General features: G+C 58.9%; 14 protein-coding genes. 8 read left to right on the top strand and 6 right to left on the bottom strand.

Going from position 1 to position 17,033, the window contains the following annotated elements:
* The first annotated feature begins 61 nt into the window (after positions 1-61).
* Positions 62-1,303 carry a dicarboxylate/amino acid:cation symporter gene (locus NMK_RS05895; RefSeq protein ID WP_109014817.1) on the top strand — a complete coding sequence of 414 codons (1,242 nt, stop codon included), beginning with the start codon at positions 62-64 and terminating at the stop codon, positions 1,301-1,303.
* Between the two features lie 134 nt (positions 1,304-1,437).
* Positions 1,438-2,160: a helix-turn-helix transcriptional regulator gene (locus NMK_RS05890; RefSeq protein ID WP_227871384.1), complete on the top strand. Its 723-nt coding sequence runs from the start codon at positions 1,438-1,440 to the stop codon at positions 2,158-2,160.
* Positions 2,161-2,173: 13 nt separating this feature from the next.
* Here the strand turns inward: NMK_RS05890 and NMK_RS05885 are convergent, their stop codons facing one another.
* Complete coding sequence (locus tag NMK_RS05885) at positions 2,174-2,464, bottom strand: helix-turn-helix domain-containing protein (protein ID WP_227871383.1); 291 nt, start codon at positions 2,462-2,464, stop codon at positions 2,174-2,176.
* 204 nt (positions 2,465-2,668) lie between these two features.
* Here NMK_RS05885 and NMK_RS05880 point away from each other — a divergent pair, with 204 nt between their 5' ends.
* The 4 genes from NMK_RS05880 (at position 2,669) to NMK_RS05865 (ending at position 6,938) form a co-directional block, all read left to right on the top strand.
* Positions 2,669-3,253 (top strand): acyl-homoserine-lactone synthase, encoded by a 585-nt coding sequence (locus NMK_RS05880; protein ID WP_109014816.1) that lies wholly within the window; start codon positions 2,669-2,671, stop codon positions 3,251-3,253.
* A gap of 248 nt (positions 3,254-3,501) precedes the next feature.
* A complete protein-coding gene (locus NMK_RS05875; RefSeq protein ID WP_109014815.1) occupies positions 3,502-3,777 on the top strand; it encodes a hypothetical protein in 276 nt (91 codons plus the stop codon).
* Positions 3,778-3,857: 80 nt separating this feature from the next.
* Positions 3,858-4,724 (top strand): SDR family oxidoreductase, encoded by an 867-nt coding sequence (locus NMK_RS05870; RefSeq protein WP_109014814.1) that lies wholly within the window; start codon positions 3,858-3,860, stop codon positions 4,722-4,724.
* Positions 4,725-4,817: 93 nt separating this feature from the next.
* Complete coding sequence (locus NMK_RS05865; RefSeq protein WP_109014813.1) at positions 4,818-6,938, top strand: DUF6600 domain-containing protein; 2,121 nt, start codon at positions 4,818-4,820, stop codon at positions 6,936-6,938.
* Here NMK_RS05865 and NMK_RS05860 read toward each other — a convergent pair.
* Both NMK_RS05860 and NMK_RS05855 read right to left on the bottom strand, forming a co-directional pair.
* The gene (locus NMK_RS05860; RefSeq protein ID WP_109014812.1) at positions 6,929-8,461 is read right to left on the bottom strand and encodes an SUV3 family DEAD/DEAH box RNA helicase; all 1,533 of its coding nucleotides are present in this window, start codon (positions 8,459-8,461) and stop codon (positions 6,929-6,931) included. The two genes, NMK_RS05865 and NMK_RS05860, sit on opposite strands and share 10 nt — an antisense overlap.
* 39 nt (positions 8,462-8,500) lie before the next feature.
* Complete coding sequence (locus tag NMK_RS05855; RefSeq protein ID WP_109014811.1) at positions 8,501-9,730, bottom strand: hypothetical protein; 1,230 nt, start codon at positions 9,728-9,730, stop codon at positions 8,501-8,503.
* Positions 9,731-9,945: 215 nt separating this feature from the next.
* Here NMK_RS05855 and NMK_RS05850 point away from each other — a divergent pair, with 215 nt between their 5' ends.
* Positions 9,946-10,653, top strand: coding sequence for a phosphatase PAP2 family protein (locus NMK_RS05850; protein ID WP_181376179.1), 708 nt, complete (start codon positions 9,946-9,948; stop codon positions 10,651-10,653).
* A gap of 36 nt (positions 10,654-10,689) precedes the next feature.
* On the opposite strand, the gene NMK_RS05845 is transcribed toward NMK_RS05850, so the two are convergent.
* Positions 10,690-11,004 carry a hypothetical protein gene (locus tag NMK_RS05845; RefSeq protein WP_109014809.1) on the bottom strand — a complete coding sequence of 105 codons (315 nt, stop codon included), beginning with the start codon at positions 11,002-11,004 and terminating at the stop codon, positions 10,690-10,692.
* Between the two features lie 205 nt (positions 11,005-11,209).
* Between NMK_RS05845 and NMK_RS05840 the strand changes: the two genes are divergently transcribed.
* Positions 11,210-12,991, top strand: a complete 1,782-nt coding sequence (locus NMK_RS05840) for a monovalent cation:proton antiporter-2 (CPA2) family protein (RefSeq protein ID WP_109014808.1) — start codon at positions 11,210-11,212, stop codon at positions 12,989-12,991.
* Here the strand turns inward: NMK_RS05840 and NMK_RS05835 are convergent.
* The gene (locus NMK_RS05835; RefSeq protein WP_109014807.1) at positions 12,988-13,314 is read right to left on the bottom strand and encodes a cupin domain-containing protein; all 327 of its coding nucleotides are present in this window, start codon (positions 13,312-13,314) and stop codon (positions 12,988-12,990) included. The two genes, NMK_RS05840 and NMK_RS05835, sit on opposite strands and share 4 nt — an antisense overlap.
* 70 nt (positions 13,315-13,384) lie before the next feature.
* A complete protein-coding gene (locus NMK_RS05830; protein ID WP_109014806.1) occupies positions 13,385-16,861 on the bottom strand; it encodes a DUF748 domain-containing protein in 3,477 nt (1,158 codons plus the stop codon).
* Positions 16,862-17,033 lie beyond the last annotated feature (172 nt).

The raw sequence follows: 17,033 nt of genomic DNA, 5'->3' as shown, positions 1-17,033 counted from the left end.
TGCTGAGGGCACTGGGTGGGATTTATCTCTTTCTGATCCTGCGATTATGAATGGAGTCGGTATGAAGCTTTCACTCAATACCCGAATCGTTTTTGGGGCAGTGGCAGGCATCCTGCTCGGTCTGGGCATGGTTCACCTTGGTTCGGATGCGCCGGTTACCCAGCGCGGCTTGTACGCGGCGTCATTGGTCGGAACGCTATTCGTCGACCTGCTCAAGATGATTCTGGTGCCGCTGGTGTTTACCTCGATTGCGGTGGGCGTCGCTAACCTGCGTCAGCATCATCAGATCCATCGTGTATGGATGCTGACGCTGGGTTTTTTCGTATTCTCCATGGCAATCGCGATGATCCTGGGGTTGGGTGCCGCAAACCTGTTCGCGCCAGGCAAGGGGCTGAATCTTGCGTTGTTCCACGATGCCATGAGCAACTACGAGAGCAAGCACATGGGCTTTCCCGAATTTGTCGCGAGCTTCTTCCATGGGTTGTTCATGAATCCCTTTGCCGCGCTGGCGCAAGGCAATGTGCTGGCCATCGTCATGTTTGCGCTTTTTGTGGGTATTGCGCTGGTCGTGGGCGGCGAGCGCTACCGTAATATTCTGGGCGTGCTGCACGAAGGGCTGGATCTCACGCTGCTCATGGTGGGTTGGATCATGCAGTTGGCGCCGTTCGGCATCATGGCGTTGCTGGCCAAATTGGTCGCGACGCAAGACGCTGCCTTGCTGACGACGCTCGTCAAATTCGTCGCGGTGATCATGGGCACGACCTTGTTGCATGCTGCGGTCGTCTTGCCCTTGATATTGTTTGCGGTGACCGGGGTCACGCCGCTCAAGTTTTGGCGAGGCGGACGCGAGGCGCTGATTACGGCGTTCGCCACAAGCTCAAGTTCTGCCACACTGCCAGTCACCTTGCGCTGCATGCAGCAGCATTTGCATGTGAGCCCGGGCATTGCCGGCTTCGTGCTACCGCTGGGCGCCACCATCAACATGGACGGTACGGCATTGTATGAGGCTGCCGCCGCGCTCTTTATCGCCAATCTGGCCGGCATCGATCTTGGTTTCTCGCAGCAACTGATCGTTTTTATGGTCGCAATGGTTGCTGCCATGGGCGCCCCAGGCATTCCAAGTGCCGGTATGGTGACGATGGTGATGGTGCTGCAATCGGTGGGATTGCCGGCCGAAGCGATCGCCATCTTGTTGCCGATAGATCGTCTACTGGATACATTGCGAACTTCGGTGAACGTCGAAGGCGATATGGTGGGCAGCCTTATCGTGCAAAAACTGACAGGGCGTCACGCTTCAGCATGAGCCCTGTTTGGCACAGGGTTGCATTAAGCGCTCACTCTTTACATAATCCTGAAATCTCGTGCCAATGCAGGTCACGGCACAAACAATAAAAAGAATTGTGAAACCCGCCATGCAAGCCAGAAAGGGGAGCTTACGTGGTCAAGATCGATGCATTGCTCGGTTTGTTGGATTGCGAGACGGAAGAAGCCTGGAGCGCCGCGCTTTTCGAGATCGCGCGCGAACACGGTTTTGAACAAACCTTGTACGGCGTGGTACCGAATCGTCAAACACCGCTGGAACAGGCCTTTTTGCGCAGCAACTATTCCGCTAACTGGCGCAGCAAATACGATTCCGAAAAACTCCATTACGTCGACCCTACCGTCGGCCACTGCCTTCACAGCACTTTGCCACTGGTGTGGGAACCGACGACTTTCTCAGCCCCCAGGCAGCGCGAGTTGTATGAAGAGGCCAGCGGCTACGGTATCCGCTCGGGCATTACCTACCCGGTACATGGCGCCAACGGTGAATTCGGGGTCATCAGCTTTGTTTCCGATACGCTGGCCGATAAGAAATTCCGGCGCGAGCTAGGTCGTTTCATGCCTGAATTGGCCTTGATCCGCGACTACGTTTTCGAATCCTCGCTCAAGTTCGCCAATGCGGCTCATGCCGATTTGGCCGTAAGGCTCACCCGACGCGAGCTGGAAAGCTTGCAGTGGGCGATGAAGGGTAAATCTTCCTGGGAAATCTCCCGCATCATGAATTGCGCAGAAGCCACGGTGAATTTCCATTTCGCCAACGCACGCCGCAAATTCAAGGTATCGACCCGTCAGCAAGCCATCGTCAAAGCGATCCGATTGGGTCTGATCAACCCCGACTGAGGCGCAGACCGCTTTAGGCTGCGGCGACGTCACCGGTCCCGTTGCGGCTCCTGCCGCCGTTGTGGCTACGACGTGCACGCCACAAATCGCCGTCGCTCACGATTCCCTCGAAATACAACTTGACCAGGATGGCCACTGAGGGCGGGATTTCCGTACCGAGTTCGAATCGGCTGCCGCGCGATTGCGTCACGCCAAAGCGCCGCCAGAACTTGGTCTGGCTCTCGCGCCGGGCAATGCGCACTTCGCGCAATATTTCCGGACTGAGCGCCGCATGCTTGGGCGGAACACGAACGTTGTCTTTCATGCTGTTTGACTCCTAAGCCTTTTATTATCAATTGCTTGACTATGATTCCGGTCACTTGATCTCCAGTGGAAGCCGGATATCAATAAGCGATTTTGAAAGTGTTTTTTCCATGTGCATACCTATCAACCTTGATAGTTATGCGAACAGCCAAAACGCATAATCATTCATGCCTCCTGCATAACCAATCGGAATGGAGGCACCAGAATGTCATTGCAAATTCAGATCGCCAGTCGTCGTGAGTTTCAGAGCAAGGACCTGTGGGACATGCACAAGCTGCGGGCCAAGGTGTTCAAGGATCGGATGGGGTGGGACGTGCCCGTCATGAGCGGCATGGAGATCGACGGCTACGACGCCATCGAACCGCATTACATGCTGATGAAGGAACCGGGCGGCCTGCTGCGAGGCTGCTGGCGCATCTTGCCGACCGAAGGGCCGTATATGCTCAAGGATTCGTTTCCCGTGCTGCTGCACGGCCAGCCGGCACCGGAACATCCCCAAATCTGGGAGCTGAGCCGTTTCGCCATCGAGACTGAGGGGCGCCATAGTTTTGGGTTTTCCGAGCTGGCGATGGAGTCCATTTCCAACATCATCGCCTACGGGCACCGCATGGGCATCGAGCAGTATGTGACTGTCACCACGACGGCCATCGAACGATTGCTCAAGCGCGCCGGTGTGGTGACCTCGCGCTTCGGTCCGCCGGTGAGGATTGGTGTCGAAAATGCAATTGCGCTCTACGTCGATATCGAGAAGAGCTACGACGCCTTGTGTGCCATGGCGGAGGCAGCCTGACGGAATCAAAATGGTTCTGCTAACTCACTTTTTCTTGGGGAGGCAACTATCCGTTCTGATAGGTTTTCCCTTGTTGAGATTAGGGCTGTAGAGGATAGAATGGGCAGCATGACGGGTATGCCCCAAAAGGCGAAGCCAGGGTGAGGGTACTTGCATGGCAGGTACCCTAGCCTTACTCCACCTTTCTGGTGTAATGTGGCACCTCATCAAAAATAATTCATAGAAGTGCTGCACACTTAGGAGGAGCAATGGCTTCGGCGGATCAGCAAGAGACGGATATTCAGGAAACAGCCCAGTTGAGCCCTCCTGATCTTGCCGATTTGCTCGACGCAGCAAGGTATCGCTGGCTGCGTAACGAAGCTCGCAAGATGATGGGCGAAAAAGCGCCGTATGTAGTCTATGGCGACGGCGGCGTTGACGACTTCACCATCGACGGCGAGCTGCTGGACACCATGATCGACGCCATCCTCGTGAGCGAACTCCCGGTCTTCCAGACCATGATGGCGCTTCAGAAAAAGTTCTAACCTTGCCTTTGTGGCGCAAGCCACAGTCAAACCCGGCTCGAGCTCCCTACAATCCTTTTTTGGATTGATCGGAGCCCGCCATGCAAGCCGAAACCAAACCGCCCCTTAATCCGCCCCAGCATCAAAACCGCCAACCCGGCATCGAAGCGGAGATGCATCCGCAGCCGGTATACATCGATCCCGAATATCGGGGCAGCCAGAAGCTGCGCGACAAGGCCGCCTTGATTACTGGCGGGGACAGCGGTATCGGTCGCGCCGTGGCCGTGACGTTTGCGCGTGAAGGAGCGGATGTGGCCATCGCTTACCTCAACGAGCACGAGGATGCCGAAAAGACGCGCGAGCTGGTGGAAGCAGAAGGCCGGAAGTGCGTGACGATAGCGGGTGACGTTGCGGATGAAAACTTCTGCCGGCAGGTGGTGGAAAAGATCGTGGCCTCGTTCGGTCGTTTGGACGTGCTGGTCAACAATGCCGCCCAGCAATACCCGCAGCAGAGTGTTGAAGACATTGCGCAATCCCAGCTGGAGAAAACCTTTCGTACCAATATTTTCTCGATGTTCTACACGGTCAAGGCCGCGCTGCCGCATCTCAAGGAAGGCGCTCGAATTATCAACACTGCATCGGTCACGGCCTATCGAGGCAGCGAACACTTGCTGGATTACTCGGCGACCAAGGGCGCCATCGTTGCTTATACCCGCTCGTTGTCGCAGCAATTGGTCAAAAAAGGGATCCTGGTCAATGCCGTAGCGCCGGGACCGGTATGGACGCCTCTCATCGTGGCGACCTTCGAAGCCGATCAGGTCAAATCATTCGGTAGCCAAGTACCCTTGGGCCGCCCTGGGCAGCCTAGCGAAATCGCCCCAGCCTATGTGTTCCTGGCGTCGCGAGATGCAAGCTACATGACCGGACAAGTGCTGCATCCCAACGGCGGCGAAATTATCAACGGGTGAATGCGGGGCAAAGGGTCAACCGCAGCGGTCGGGACGGCGTTGAATGAAAGTGCCGAACAATCGGCGCTTTTTCCCAATTCTAGGAGCCCTTATATGCTCCCGTTTATCCCGAAATTGCTGACGGCCGCTGCCCTGGTATTAGGCCTAGGTCAGTCGGCCTTTGCCGCAGACGATAACGACGTCAATCCGCTCAGGCTGAGCTATATCAATGGTCAGGTATCGTTCTGGCGCTACGGCGCCGAAGACTGGGCCCAGGCCCATATCAATACTCCCCTGGCACGCGGCGACGCCCTCTATGTCGGCCGAGATTCCGAACTGGAACTTCAAGCCGAAAGCCGGGCGTTTATCCGCGCCGACGATGACACACAACTCTCCCTGGTCGAACAAACGCCGGATTACCTGCAAGTGAAGGTGACGGGTGGGCGCGTTTCCTTCGACCTACGCTCGCTGCCATCCAATGGCTACGTAGTCGAGGTGGATACGCCGAATTCGGTCTTCACCATCGATCGCCCCGGCTATTACCGCATCGACGTGAACGACGACGTCCATTTCGTCACACGTCGCGGCGGCCATGCCACGGTGATTCCTGCCGGCGGACAATCCATGAGCGTTCAGCCCTCGGAAGAAATCGTGGTGCAGGGCAACGAGACGGCGCGGGCCGAAGCCTATGTTGCACCTGAGCTGGACGGATGGGACCGGTGGAACTACGACCGTACCAATGACTTGGTCGATGCCATGAGCGAGCGTTACCTGCCACCTGGCGTGGCCGGAGCTAGCGAGCTCGATCACTACGGCAGCTGGCGCGTCGTAGAGGATTACGGCCCGGTCTGGGTGCCGGACGACGTTCCTTCTGGCTGGGTGCCCTACAGCACCGGCCGCTGGATATGGGACCCGTACTACCAATGGACGTGGATCGACGATTCGCCATGGGGTTGGGCACCGTTCCACTATGGTCGCTGGATATGCCGCAACAACTACTGGATGTGGGCGCCGGGTACAGTTCGTGCACGGCCTGTCTATGCACCAGCCCTGGTGGCGTTCTACGGTCCGGCACCGGTGCGTTCCGGCGTCAGCATGACGATAGGCGGCACCTTGGGTTGGGTAGCGCTCAGCTGGGGCGAGCCGGTGCGCCCGTGGTGGGGGCGGCCGGGATTCGTGGGACATCCCTGGTGGGGCGGTTGGAATGGCCCGCGCGTGGCCAACAATACGGTGATCAACCAAACCAACATCGTCAACATCAACCAGATCAACTACGCCAACAGCCGCTTTGCCAATGCCGTGGTGACGGCACCAGCGGATCGTTTCGGCAAGGCCGATGTGAAGAGTTTCGCGATGAAGAAAACGGCTCCGCGCGATATGAAACCCTTGCAAGGAGCCATCCCGGTACAACCTTCGCCGACCGCCTTGGTGGCCGGTGCGCCCAAGGCGGCAAAACCGCCCGAGCAGATCATGGCAAGGCCAGTCATCGCGGTTCGCAAGCCGCCCGAAGTGCGGGTGCCCTGGCAGATTGACCAGAACCGGCCCGCAATGGGGCTGGGGGCGCGTATCGTGACGCCGTCGCCGTCGAGTAATGGAGATATGCGCCGGCCGCAGTTCGGTACGCAAACTGGACCGGAGCGCGAGCGTGCGCCGTTGCCGCCCAAATATGAACGCAGTCAACGCAACGCTGCACCCATGGCCATACAGCAGCCAGCCCCGATCCAACAAATAACACCGCCGACGGATGTGCGCGTGGTACCAGCGCCGCATCGGCGAGAAAGCGACCGCGACGAGATTCGGAACTCCACCTTGCGCCCTCAGGAGCAGACTATGCCGACGATCCGCTCTGCGCCGCCGCAAATGCAGCCAGTGGTACCGGAGTCTACCGAGCGTTCGTCTTCCATGACTTTGCAACGTCAGCCGCAACCCCAGAATGTGCCAGAGCAGCGCATTCCCGATCGACGGGGGGGTGATCAAGATCAACGAAGTCAAGATCAGCGCGAACTGCGCTCCTTTGGCACGGCAGTTCCGCCGGTAGAGCGTCGGGAGGCCGTTCCTGCTCCGCAGCCGCTTGAACATCAAGCGCCCCGCGGTATCGAGGCGCCAGGCGAGCATTCCCGCGAAAGGTCGGAACGCCCCGAGCGCAGCCGTCAGGAGTTGCCGGGCAAGCCCGCCAACCAGATTTTCCGCAGAGCGCCGCAGGACAGCGTCCCTGCGCAAGGCAATCAGCGATAGCCGTAGAAGAGTTCTTTGGAGGTGTCGCCGAAACCCGCTTGGGTGAGCAGTGCCTGTTCGATATAGCGGCTGATGCGAGCGCGTAGGGCAGGCACTTCCTCGCTTTGGTGAAAGATGCCCGGGTATTTGAAGGATAGCCAGGCATAGAGGCTCAAGTCCTTGCTGAGGTATTCAGCCTCTTCCAGATGACGAGGGCTGGTGGAAGCGAGCCACGGCGGCGCTTGAGGCAACCCGCGGGGTTTTTGCGCTGCGAAACTGCGCAAGCAGGCGAGGAAATAATCGCGTTCGTGGTCCTTGTCGAGCGAGACCGGTGCGCAGGAAAAAGCGAATTTATGTACGAGCGGCAAATCCGGCGCGAACTCGTCGATGAGGGCGCCCTGCGCCACATGCAGTCCCAATGTGGCAGTTTCGAAATACGGGCTGTCGATGCCGATCTGTTCCGAAAAAAACGCCAGCAATTCGCCAATTTTGTCGCTATGCCGCGCTTCCGCGAGGTATTGCATGTGAAACAAATTGGGCGTCACCGGCAGTTTTTGCAGGTCCGATTTATCCGAGGTCGCCAGCATGTGGTCGAGGTGCAGCAGTTCGTCGTCCTCAAATGCGTTCACGTACCCCACCGGATAAATGCCGTAGCGCCCGGCCCGGCCTGCAATCTGCCGTACTTCCGTCGCATTGAGGTCGCGCGTCGCCGTGCCGTCGAATTTTTGCGTGGTGGAGAACACCACCCGCCGAATCGGCAAATTGAGCCCCATGCCGATGGCATCGGTTGCCACCAGCACGTCCGCCTCGCCGTCGTTAAAACGACGCGCCTCGGTGCGCCGGACTTCGGGCGAAAGGGCTCCGTAGATGCTAGCAACGCCGAATCCCCATTGGCGGATGCGTGCGCTTAAAGTGAGCACATCCTTACGCGTAAAGGCAATAACAGCGTCACCTTTGCGAATGTGTTTCTTGAGTTTCCAGCGATTGTAGCGGGGGCCGCTCAGCGATTCCGTCTCCAGCACTAACGGCGTCTTTCGCTCCAGCCGGGTGATCTCGTAAGTCTCGCCCAATCCTTCGATGGTCCGCACGCACGGCTCGGTCACCGCGTCCGATCCGCACACGTAAACCTCCTTGGCCGGGGCGCCGACCAGTGCTGCCGTCCACGCATAGCCGCGGCCTTCGTCCTGCAGCATCTGGATTTCATCGATGATGGCGACGTCGACCTCGCGCTGCGGATTCATCATCTCAACCGTGCAGGCGGTATGGCGGGCGCCGGGAATCAGCACCCGCTCCTCGCCGGTGACGAGGTTGCACGGCACGCCCGCATCCATCAAGCGATCCCGGATTTCCATCGCCAGCAGACGCAAGGGGGCGAGATAGACACCCGAAGCAGCGTTTTGCAGCACCATCAAGGCTTCGTATGTTTTGCCGGAATTAGTCGGGCCCAGGTGGAAATGGATGTGCCGGCCGAGGCTACGGGCGACCGGAAAGCTGGAAGGATAGTCGTGCAGCTGGAGCGCAGCCGAAAGTCGAGAATGCGGCATGCGCCAAGGGTATCAATTTTCGTCCGGCGCTAGAAGCGGCTATTGCAGGTGCAAGGCGCGGTCGGGCTCCAGTATCGAGGGCGGCCCCATCGGTTCCGCGATGGGTTCGGCGAGTGGTTCCAGGTCGTCGTCCGTGCTGTAGGCATGGCCGCGATAAACCTTCTGGAAGTAACGTGAAATGTTGACGCTGAGCAGCACGGTAAAGGCCACGAACAGCATGCTCAAGTTGCGTAACTCACCGCGGTAGCAAAACAGTACGAATAAAGGGACGTTGATCGAGAGCGCCATCCAGCCGTGGCGTTTAAGCGTGCGCGGCACATAGGGCCAGGCATTCTTGATTACGAAGGCCACCACGATGAGATGGACGATGTTCAGGCCTTTGGTGGTCACTGCCCCATAATTCACCTCGAACAGCATGTAGGACGAAGGACTCAACAGCCATCGTACGTGTTCGCCTAGTTGATTCACGACGAATCCTCCGGGATTGGCCGCATAGCGCAGCTTGACCCACAGGTTGACGCTAAGCGCCAGCGTCAGCAGGACGCCCTGGATGGCGAGGCCCGCCCTTCGTGAAAATTTCTCGCGAAGAAGGGGATACAGCGTCAGGATGAAGAAAACGAATGACTCCTTGTTGTAGGTGGCTAGCAAGGCGATGGCGCCTAGGAGCAGCAATCGCCCGCGCAGGGCGGACAGCACGGCCAGCGCCATGAAAAGCACCTCGGTCATGTCGTACATATAGCCGCCTTCCGTGGTCAGCATGGGGAACACCAGGGCCAGGGTGAAGGCTGCCAGGGTTGCGGATGTGGCGTCTGGATAGATTTCGCAGCAGACGGCGCGCAATGCGACGATGCCGAACAGATAAGAGGCAAAGCACATCACGAACAACACGTAGTAGCGAAAGGCGTAGCGCGTGTTGGTGCTATCCGTGGCGTTGGAAAAATAACGGTAGATGAAATTGTGCTTGTGCGGATCGGCGGCGAGCCAATCGGTAAAGCGTTGTTCCAGACGCGCGGGGACGATCTCCTCGACCAGGTTGGCGGTGGCAGGCATGAGCTGGCGGTAGACGAACGGCCGCTTGGCGACGCCATCCATCATCTCGATAGCGGAATAGCTCATGCCGTCGCGGAACGCCCATTTTTCGAAGAATCCCCCGAACGATATGGCAGCCACCAGATAGCACAAGAACACCATGGTGGTTTTCGAGCCCAGCCATTGGAAGCGCGAGAGGGGACGGAAGCGAGAGACTTCTAGCGGCGCGTGGTCGTTCATCTTGACTCCAAAGTCAGGACAGCAAAACCCTTGAGCGAATGACCGACTCGTGGCCCTGGCTACCAGCCCTTTCCAGCCGCGACATTGCCCGTACGGTAGAGATTAAATATGAAAGGCATGCGGTCGAATGTTCGCTGTCGAACAGAACGTTTCAAGCTCATCCGTATGATGAATACCAGACAAATCAATCGACTGGGAACGAAAGGGGGTGTTGGATGGAACCGAATGCATTCGATATGGCGATCATGCATTGGCTGGATCAGTACGTTCAGGTGTCGGCGTCGTTCAACCACATCGTCAAGCACATCTCGCTCAACAATGCCTTCAAGGGTTTCCCGCTCATGCTCGCGTTCTGGTACTTGTGGTTCAGTGATCCGCAGGGCGAATACCAAAAGCGCCGCATCCTCATGGTGACGCTGGTGGGGGCTTTCCTGGCGATGGCCTTGGCCCTGGCGGTCAATCTCTCCATGCCGTTCAAGGTGCGGCCTTACGTCAACGACGAGCTCGGGCTGACGCCGTTGCTGGGCCTGCCGGAAAAATCCCATACCGGGCTGTTCTTCGTCAGCAGCTTTCCCAGCGATACCTCCGCGCTGTTCTTCGCGATTTCGATCGGGTTGTTCTACGTGTCGCGGCGTATCGGCTGGCTCGCCCTGCTCTACACGCTGGTGGTGATCGCCATGCCACGGGTCTACCTGCGGTTGCATTACCCGACTGACATCATTGCCGGGGCCGCAATCGGTATCGCCTCGGTGGCTTTCTGCCGCTGGGCCGATGAGAAACTGCGATATGGGGACTGGATGGAAGTGCTATTGCGGCGCTTGCCTGCGTTGTCGCACGCGCTGCTGTTTTTTGTGAGCTATCAGATCATCGATCTGTTTTATACCTTGCGCCTGATTGCCGGCGGACTAGCCAAGGCGCTCTAGTCCGCCAGAATTTAAAAGGGTTAGCTGTAAATGCCATCAGTCATCATCGTGCCAGCGGTGATGGTGACGCCAGCCGTGATCGTCGTCGTGGTCGCGATGCCAGCGACGTGGCGCATCGTAGAAGCCGAAGCTGGCGCGGGGGGTGTAAATCACCGGCGGCCCCGGTTCGTAGTAGACCACCGGCGGGCGTGAGTAGTACACCGGAGGCGGCGGGGCGTAATACACCGGCGGTGCGGCATAGTAGCCGGGAACGCCGATGTTGAGGCTGAAGCCGACGGAATCGTGGGCCTGGGCGGCGGTGCCGGTAAGGCCGAGCGCCAAAGCCAGCAGGGTGGTTTTAAGCTTGGTCATGATGATCTCCTTGTTGCGTCTGCTTCAAAATAACGTACGGGAACGCAACGCGTTGACGACGGAGGCAATCGCCTCTTCCTTACTCCAATAGAACCTGCCAGGTGGGGTTGAGTTCCCACGGCTTGCTCAACGAGCCCTGCCCATTTGGTAAAAATCACGGCAAAATCGCGGCAGAATGAGCGTCCCCAACCATTAGGAGCAATGCATGGCCTCGTCGGATTTTCTGTCTCAGGCGGCGATCTACCTCACCGCAGCGGTCGTCGCCGTGCCCCTGTTCAAACGCCTGGGGTTGGGCTCGGTGCTGGGCTATTTATTGGCCGGTATCCTGATCGGCCCGCACGCACTGCAACTGATCTCCGACCCCGAGCAGGTGTTGCATTTCGCCGAGTTCGGGGTGGTCATGCTGCTGTTCCTGGTCGGGTTGGAGTTGGAACCGCAGAAAGCGTGGGCGCTACGACGGGCCTTGTTCGGTCTGGGCGGGATGCAGGTGGCAATGACGATTTTGGTCGTGGCTGCCGGTGCCAAGCTGATCGGGCTTTCGTGGCCGATAGCCGTGGTGGTCGGCATCGGCGTGGCCATGTCCTCGACCGCTATCGGCCTTGCTTCCCTGGAAGAGCGTCGGCAGCTCGCCACACCGGGCGGACAGGCGTCGTTTGCCGTGCTGTTGTTCCAGGATCTTTCCGTCATCCCCTTGTTCATGGTGCTGGCGCTGATGGCGCCGGATGCCGCCAAATCGGGCGTGGATGGCTGGGCCGTGGCCAAGGCTGTCCTCGTCATCGCTGCCATCGTCGTCGCCAGCCGCACTGTGTTGAGGCCGGTCATGCGTATCGTGGCCCAGACCGGGTTGCGCGAGATTTTCGTCGCCTTTTCACTGCTGCTGGTCATCGGCGTGTCGCTCGCGGTGCAGGCGGTCGGCTTGTCGATGGCGTTGGGGACTTTTCTCGCCGGCGTGCTGCTCGCCGATTCCGAATACCACTACGAACTCAGGCTGGATATCGAGCCGGTCAAGGGCTTGCTACTGGGGCTATTTTTCATCGCGGTTGGCATGTCGGTGGATCTGTCGCTGCTGACGCGCCAGCCGGAAACCATCGTCGGTCTCGCGCTGCTGCTGGTGTCGGCGAAGATCTTGCTGCTGCTGGCGCTGGGGCGCGGCTTCAAGCTGCCATTCCGCGATGCCTTGCTGTTCGGTGTGGCGCTGTCGCAAATCGGCGAATTCGCCTTCGTGATCTTTGGCGTGGCGCTGGCACAAGGAACGTTGCCGCATGCCCAGTACGATCTCATGAACGCCGTGGTGGCCGTCTCCATGCTCATGACGCCGCTGCTGCTGATTTTGTATGACCGGGTGGTCAAGCTTGAATGCAAGGAACGTCCGCAGGACGGCATCGAGGAGGCCAATCCCGTCATCATCGCGGGGTTCGGGCGTTTCGGCCAGATCGTCGGGCGCGTGCTCATCGGCAACGGCATCGCCGCCACGCTGATCGATAAGGACCCGAACCAGGTCGATCTCATGCGCAGTTTCGGCTGGCGCTGCTATTACGGCGACGCATCCAGGCTGGACTTGCTGGAAGAGGCCGGCATCGCCCAGGCACGGCTATTGGTCATTGCGGTCGACGACCCGGAGTCCGCCATGAGCATCGCCAAGCTGGCGAAGCAACGCTGGCCGCATGTGCCTGTCGTTGCCCGAGCCCGTAGCCGCACCGATGCCTTCGATCTACGCGAGTTGGGCCTCGAACCCGTTCGAGAAACTTTCTATTCGTCGCTCGAGGCAGCCCGGCAATCGTTGCTGGCGCTCGGAGAAACCGCCGAATCGGCAGCCACCATCATTGCCCATTTCGAGCGCCATGACCTGGAGCAGTTCGAGAAAACGCGCCATGTCCGGCACGATATGGCCGCTATGCTTAACATCGCCGAGCAGGGGCGGCAGGATTTGAAGGATTTGCTTGCGGCCGAACGCGGCGAGCGCCCGGCACAACAAAACGCTGCCTAGAACGGCAGCAGGGCGCGGATGCGGCGGACTGCCTGAGTGAGCTTGTTGCCGTCCAGGTGATAGTGCTTGTGCAGCGGCTTTTTCACTTCCCACTGACAGCGCAGGCCGGCGGGAAACGTCACGAGGTCGCCCTTGCCGAAGGTCACCGGTTGGCCGCCTTCGGGGGTAATGACGCATTCGCCTTCGAGGATGTAGGCGATTTCCTGTTCGTGGAAAAACCAGGGGAACACCGAGATTTCCTTGGACCAGGTGGGCCAATTGGCAACGCCCAGGGCTTGCAGGCGATCCTGGGCAGGCTGGTGTTCGATTTGGATGTTGCTCATGGTTGTCCTTGCGAGGTGGTAGAGGGCGGCGATGTTACCAGCTTTCGCCCGGCCCCTTCTACCTCGCGCGTTATTTAGCAACGCCCAATTCGAGCTTCACTTTCACCGCGTGACCGTCACCGGCTTCCTTGGCCGGCGCCTGCACCGTTACGCGTTGCGCCTCCAGCCCAGCAGTTTGGACGAGGTAGTGCTGAATGGCGTCGCCGCGGGCCTTGCCTAGCCCCGTCAAATCGGCGTCGCCGACTTTCACCGTTGCTTTGAGTTCGTCCACCATGGCTTGGTACTTGGGCAAGTCTTCGGGTTTGGGCTTGCGGAAATAATCCTTCACGCTATCGAGCGCCTTGATATTGCGCTTTTCGCCCTTGCGATCCTTCAGCAGGTTTTCCACGGCGGTTTGCACCTTGACGTTATTAAGGTCCACCGGCCCAGGCTGCTCGTTCTCCGCCAGCGTCAGGCCCATTTCCCTCGCTACGTCACGGCGGGTGGCCATATCCTGCAAGGCTGCGGTATCGGCAGCCGTGTCGTAGGCCGGGGCGATGCGCAAGGTCAGTTGCGGTTTCTTGCCCATGGCATCGGCGACCGCCTTGAGTTTTTCCTGCTCGGGCGGCGCCAGGGTGGGCAGGCCGGGGTCGAACGCCACGGCTTCCAGCTTGTCCGAGCTGATCCCCAGCAGCTTGCCGAGCGCCCGGAACGGGGCTGTCACTACCTTGCTCACCACGTTCACGACAGCTTTCCAGATCACCTTGCCGTAGCTGAACTGCGGGTCGTCCAAGCGGCCGGAGATCGGCAAGTCGAGATCGATGACGCCGTTGCTGTCCTCCAGCAGGGCAATCGCGAGGTCGAGGGGCAGGTTGACGGCATCGGGGCTATCGACGTGACCGCCCAGTTTCAGCGTATTGATGACGAACTTGTTCTCGCCGAGCAACTGACGGTTCTTGATCTTGTATTCGAGGTCCGCCGACATCTTGCCGGAATCGATCTTGCGGCCCGCGAACTTGCCGGAATACGGCGTCAGGCGGTTCATCTCAAGGTTATGGAAACTTACCTTAAGGTCCGTAAAGTCAGTCGCCCGGAAGGGTTGCAGAGAACCGCGCACACGGGCCGAGCCGTATTCGTCCACTTTGCCGTCGAGTTCCACTTGAGCGGTGCTGGCGGCGTCGCTCGACAGTCCGTTGATGACCCCGGAAAGCGAATTGATGTGCGTGCCGAATTGCGGAACGAGGGACAGGTCGGCGAATTCGAGATCGGCGTTGTCGACGCTGATACGATCCACGGCAACAGGAAACTGGTCGACAGCACTATCCCCGTTTCCCGATTTGGCTGACGCGGTAGTGGGCGCTTGCGTCCTGATCAAGTGCTGGACGTTGAGCGTGCGATCTTCGTAGATGATGAGTTTGCCGGCAGGGCGCACCACTCGCACTTCATCCATATGCAGCCGATTTGGCGCCATGGACAGTTTGAGGCTATTGCTGGCGACCGAACCCCAGCTCAGGAAGGGCCGATTATCGACTTCCTCGATGATGGCCAGGCGTTCCACATTGAATCCGCCGGTATATTGGGCGCTGAGGATTTTGCCCTGGTTGATAGACAGCTTGCCTTGGGTGCTGGCTTGCCCGTCCACCAGTTTCAGCATGGCGGCACGGTTGAGGTAGGGCGCGAACGGCTTGAGCGGCAAACCATTCAGCTTGATTTGCAAATCACCCTTGAGCGGCGCCAGAGCGAGCTTGCCTTCGGCCGCGAAATCGCCGCCCTGCTTGATCTTGAAAGCAGCCTTGATCGGCACGGCTTTGCCCAAGTCGAGCGAAAGCCCGTCAGCCGCCAATTTGGCATTTTGTATATCCCAGGCAATTGGCGCGCCTGAGTAACGGTCTTCAACATGAATGGTGCCGTTTTCCAGGGCAGCGCCGGCCAGGTTCACCTTCCAAGCTGGGCCTGATGCAGTCGGAGCTGCGGCTTTCGCGGTCGCTGCACGTTGCTCCAGCAGGGCCAGCCAGTTCACGCCTTGCTTGGCGTCCAGTGAGACTTGCGATTCCAGCCCGGAGAGCTGGAGCTTGCCGAGGTTGACGGTGTTGTCCTTGAGGGAGATGCCGCTGCTTTGCAGGTGCAGGTCGGCCAGCGTCGCCGCCGGTTGCGGCATGAGGGAGGAACGCAGCGTGAGGTTGCGCAGGGCGGCTTCCATCCCGCTCACTGCAAGGCCGTTTTCATCGCTATTGGCCTTGAGGCTGAAATCGAGGTTGCCGATTTCGGCACTCAGGGGGTGCACAAAAGTCTGGTCTTCGAAACCGGCTTTCCAATGCTGCAACTGGAGCTTGGCGATATCGAAGCGGAACGGCTTGGCCTTGGGTTCTGGCGATTTTTTCTCTGCTTCGGGTTTTGCTGGTGCGGCTTCATTGGTAGGCATCAACTTCAACCAATCGAGCTGGCCGTTCTGGTCGCGCACGGCGTGCACTTCGCCGCCGTTCAGCGCAATGTCCTCGATTCCCAGACGATTCTCCGCCAGGTCGTAGCCGATGCCCTTAATAGCAAGTTCGCCCAGCTTGAACAGCGGCTTGCCGGACTGCGTCAATGCCAGTTGCCGCACATGGGCGTCCAGATCGGTGACATGAAGGCTGGCACCTTTTTGCAGGGCGAGGTCGATGTCGGGCAGGTTGGCCTCGGCTTCGCCGAGGTTCAGCTTGCCGCCTGGTAGTTCGGCAGCGAGCAGGGCGACTTTGGCCTCGACATGCGCCAGCAGCGCTTGCGGCTGCGGTTCGCCCTTGTCGCCGACCATGGCAAAGCCGTAGCTGAAGCGTACATCGGCGCGACCGTCGGTAATCGTCACCGGCAGTTGCTGACGCTTGAGGATGGGCATGAGGCTAGCGAGGTTGACTCCTTCGACTTCCACAGAGCCCGCAGAGGCTACCGGGTTGACGCCCACATCGCCCTTCCAGCGCAGCGTTCCGCCTTGCTCAGGCATCTTGGCCGAGAGCAGGTAGTCGCCGCGGTCCTTCGGGAGTGTGGAAAAACCGTCGAGTTCCAGGGCCAGCGGGGTGAGCTCGGTCTTGAACGGCGTCGGGCGGTTGCGTTCAGTGTATTGCACCTTGCCGTCTTCGATGAGGATATGGTCGATCACCACGCGCGGCATGGTATCGCTTGGCGTCTTGTCCTCGTTGAGCTTGGCGATGAGGTCGGCCCAGTTGAGCTTGCCCTGGGGGTCGATGTCGATTATGCCGTAAGGACCGGAAAGGCGAATATCGGTGAGATGCCAGTTCCAATGCCACAAGCCATTGGCGTCCAGGTCTACGAATAGCCGTCTAAATCCAGCCAGGTTGCTGCCGTTTAACTGATCCAGATGCAGGTTGCTGACGGTCAACGTCAGCCTCAAGGGATCGAATTTCACTTCCTCTACAGCAAGGCGGCTCGCCAGTTTCTTCTCGCCCACCCAGGGTAGGAGGCGCTGCGCAATCGGGTTCACCGCGAAATAGCCGAACAGGAAGTAGAAGGCGATCAATGCCGCCGCAATTTGGAGTGGTCGTGCCAGCAGGATTTTTCTGAGTTTTGGATTCATGGGCATGGCTTTTAGAAATCGGGATACCTCAAGGCGAGCAATGGTCGATCGCCGGTACACGCAAGCAGGTGTTTATTTTAAGCCTAAATCCTACGTCAACCTATCAGAAATGACAGCTTGTAAGGAAATTCCTACAATATGAATAATCACGATCACGTGATACCCAGAATGT

The organism is Novimethylophilus kurashikiensis, from assembly GCF_003112435.1.
In the GTDB taxonomy this organism is placed as follows: Bacteria; Pseudomonadota; Gammaproteobacteria; order Burkholderiales; family Methylophilaceae; genus Novimethylophilus; species Novimethylophilus kurashikiensis.
Note: the sequence above shows the minus strand (reverse complement) of the source record. Positions and strands in the feature narration are given on the sequence as shown.

What these genes read in the sequence shown, in the direction of transcription:
- NMK_RS05870 (WP_109014814.1), top strand. Translation starts at nt 3,858, where the DNA reads ATGCAAGCCGAAACCAAACCGCCCCTTAATCCGCCCCAGCATCAAAAC.
- NMK_RS05895 (WP_109014817.1), top strand. Translation starts at nt 62, where the DNA reads ATGAAGCTTTCACTCAATACCCGAATCGTTTTTGGGGCAGTGGCAGGC.
- NMK_RS05855 (WP_109014811.1), bottom strand. Translation starts at nt 9,730, where the DNA reads ATGAACGACCACGCGCCGCTAGAAGTCTCTCGCTTCCGTCCCCTCTCG.
- NMK_RS05850 (WP_181376179.1), top strand. Translation starts at nt 9,946, where the DNA reads ATGGAACCGAATGCATTCGATATGGCGATCATGCATTGGCTGGATCAG.
- NMK_RS05865 (WP_109014813.1), top strand. Translation starts at nt 4,818, where the DNA reads ATGCTCCCGTTTATCCCGAAATTGCTGACGGCCGCTGCCCTGGTATTA.
- NMK_RS05845 (WP_109014809.1), bottom strand. Translation starts at nt 11,004, where the DNA reads ATGACCAAGCTTAAAACCACCCTGCTGGCTTTGGCGCTCGGCCTTACC.
- NMK_RS05880 (WP_109014816.1), top strand. Translation starts at nt 2,669, where the DNA reads ATGTCATTGCAAATTCAGATCGCCAGTCGTCGTGAGTTTCAGAGCAAG.
- NMK_RS05885 (WP_227871383.1), bottom strand. Translation starts at nt 2,464, where the DNA reads ATGAAAGACAACGTTCGTGTTCCGCCCAAGCATGCGGCGCTCAGTCCG.
- NMK_RS05830 (WP_109014806.1), bottom strand. Translation starts at nt 16,861, where the DNA reads ATGAATCCAAAACTCAGAAAAATCCTGCTGGCACGACCACTCCAAATT.
- NMK_RS05875 (WP_109014815.1), top strand. Translation starts at nt 3,502, where the DNA reads ATGGCTTCGGCGGATCAGCAAGAGACGGATATTCAGGAAACAGCCCAG.
- NMK_RS05860 (WP_109014812.1), bottom strand. Translation starts at nt 8,461, where the DNA reads ATGCCGCATTCTCGACTTTCGGCTGCGCTCCAGCTGCACGACTATCCT.
- NMK_RS05835 (WP_109014807.1), bottom strand. Translation starts at nt 13,314, where the DNA reads ATGAGCAACATCCAAATCGAACACCAGCCTGCCCAGGATCGCCTGCAA.
- NMK_RS05840 (WP_109014808.1), top strand. Translation starts at nt 11,210, where the DNA reads ATGGCCTCGTCGGATTTTCTGTCTCAGGCGGCGATCTACCTCACCGCA.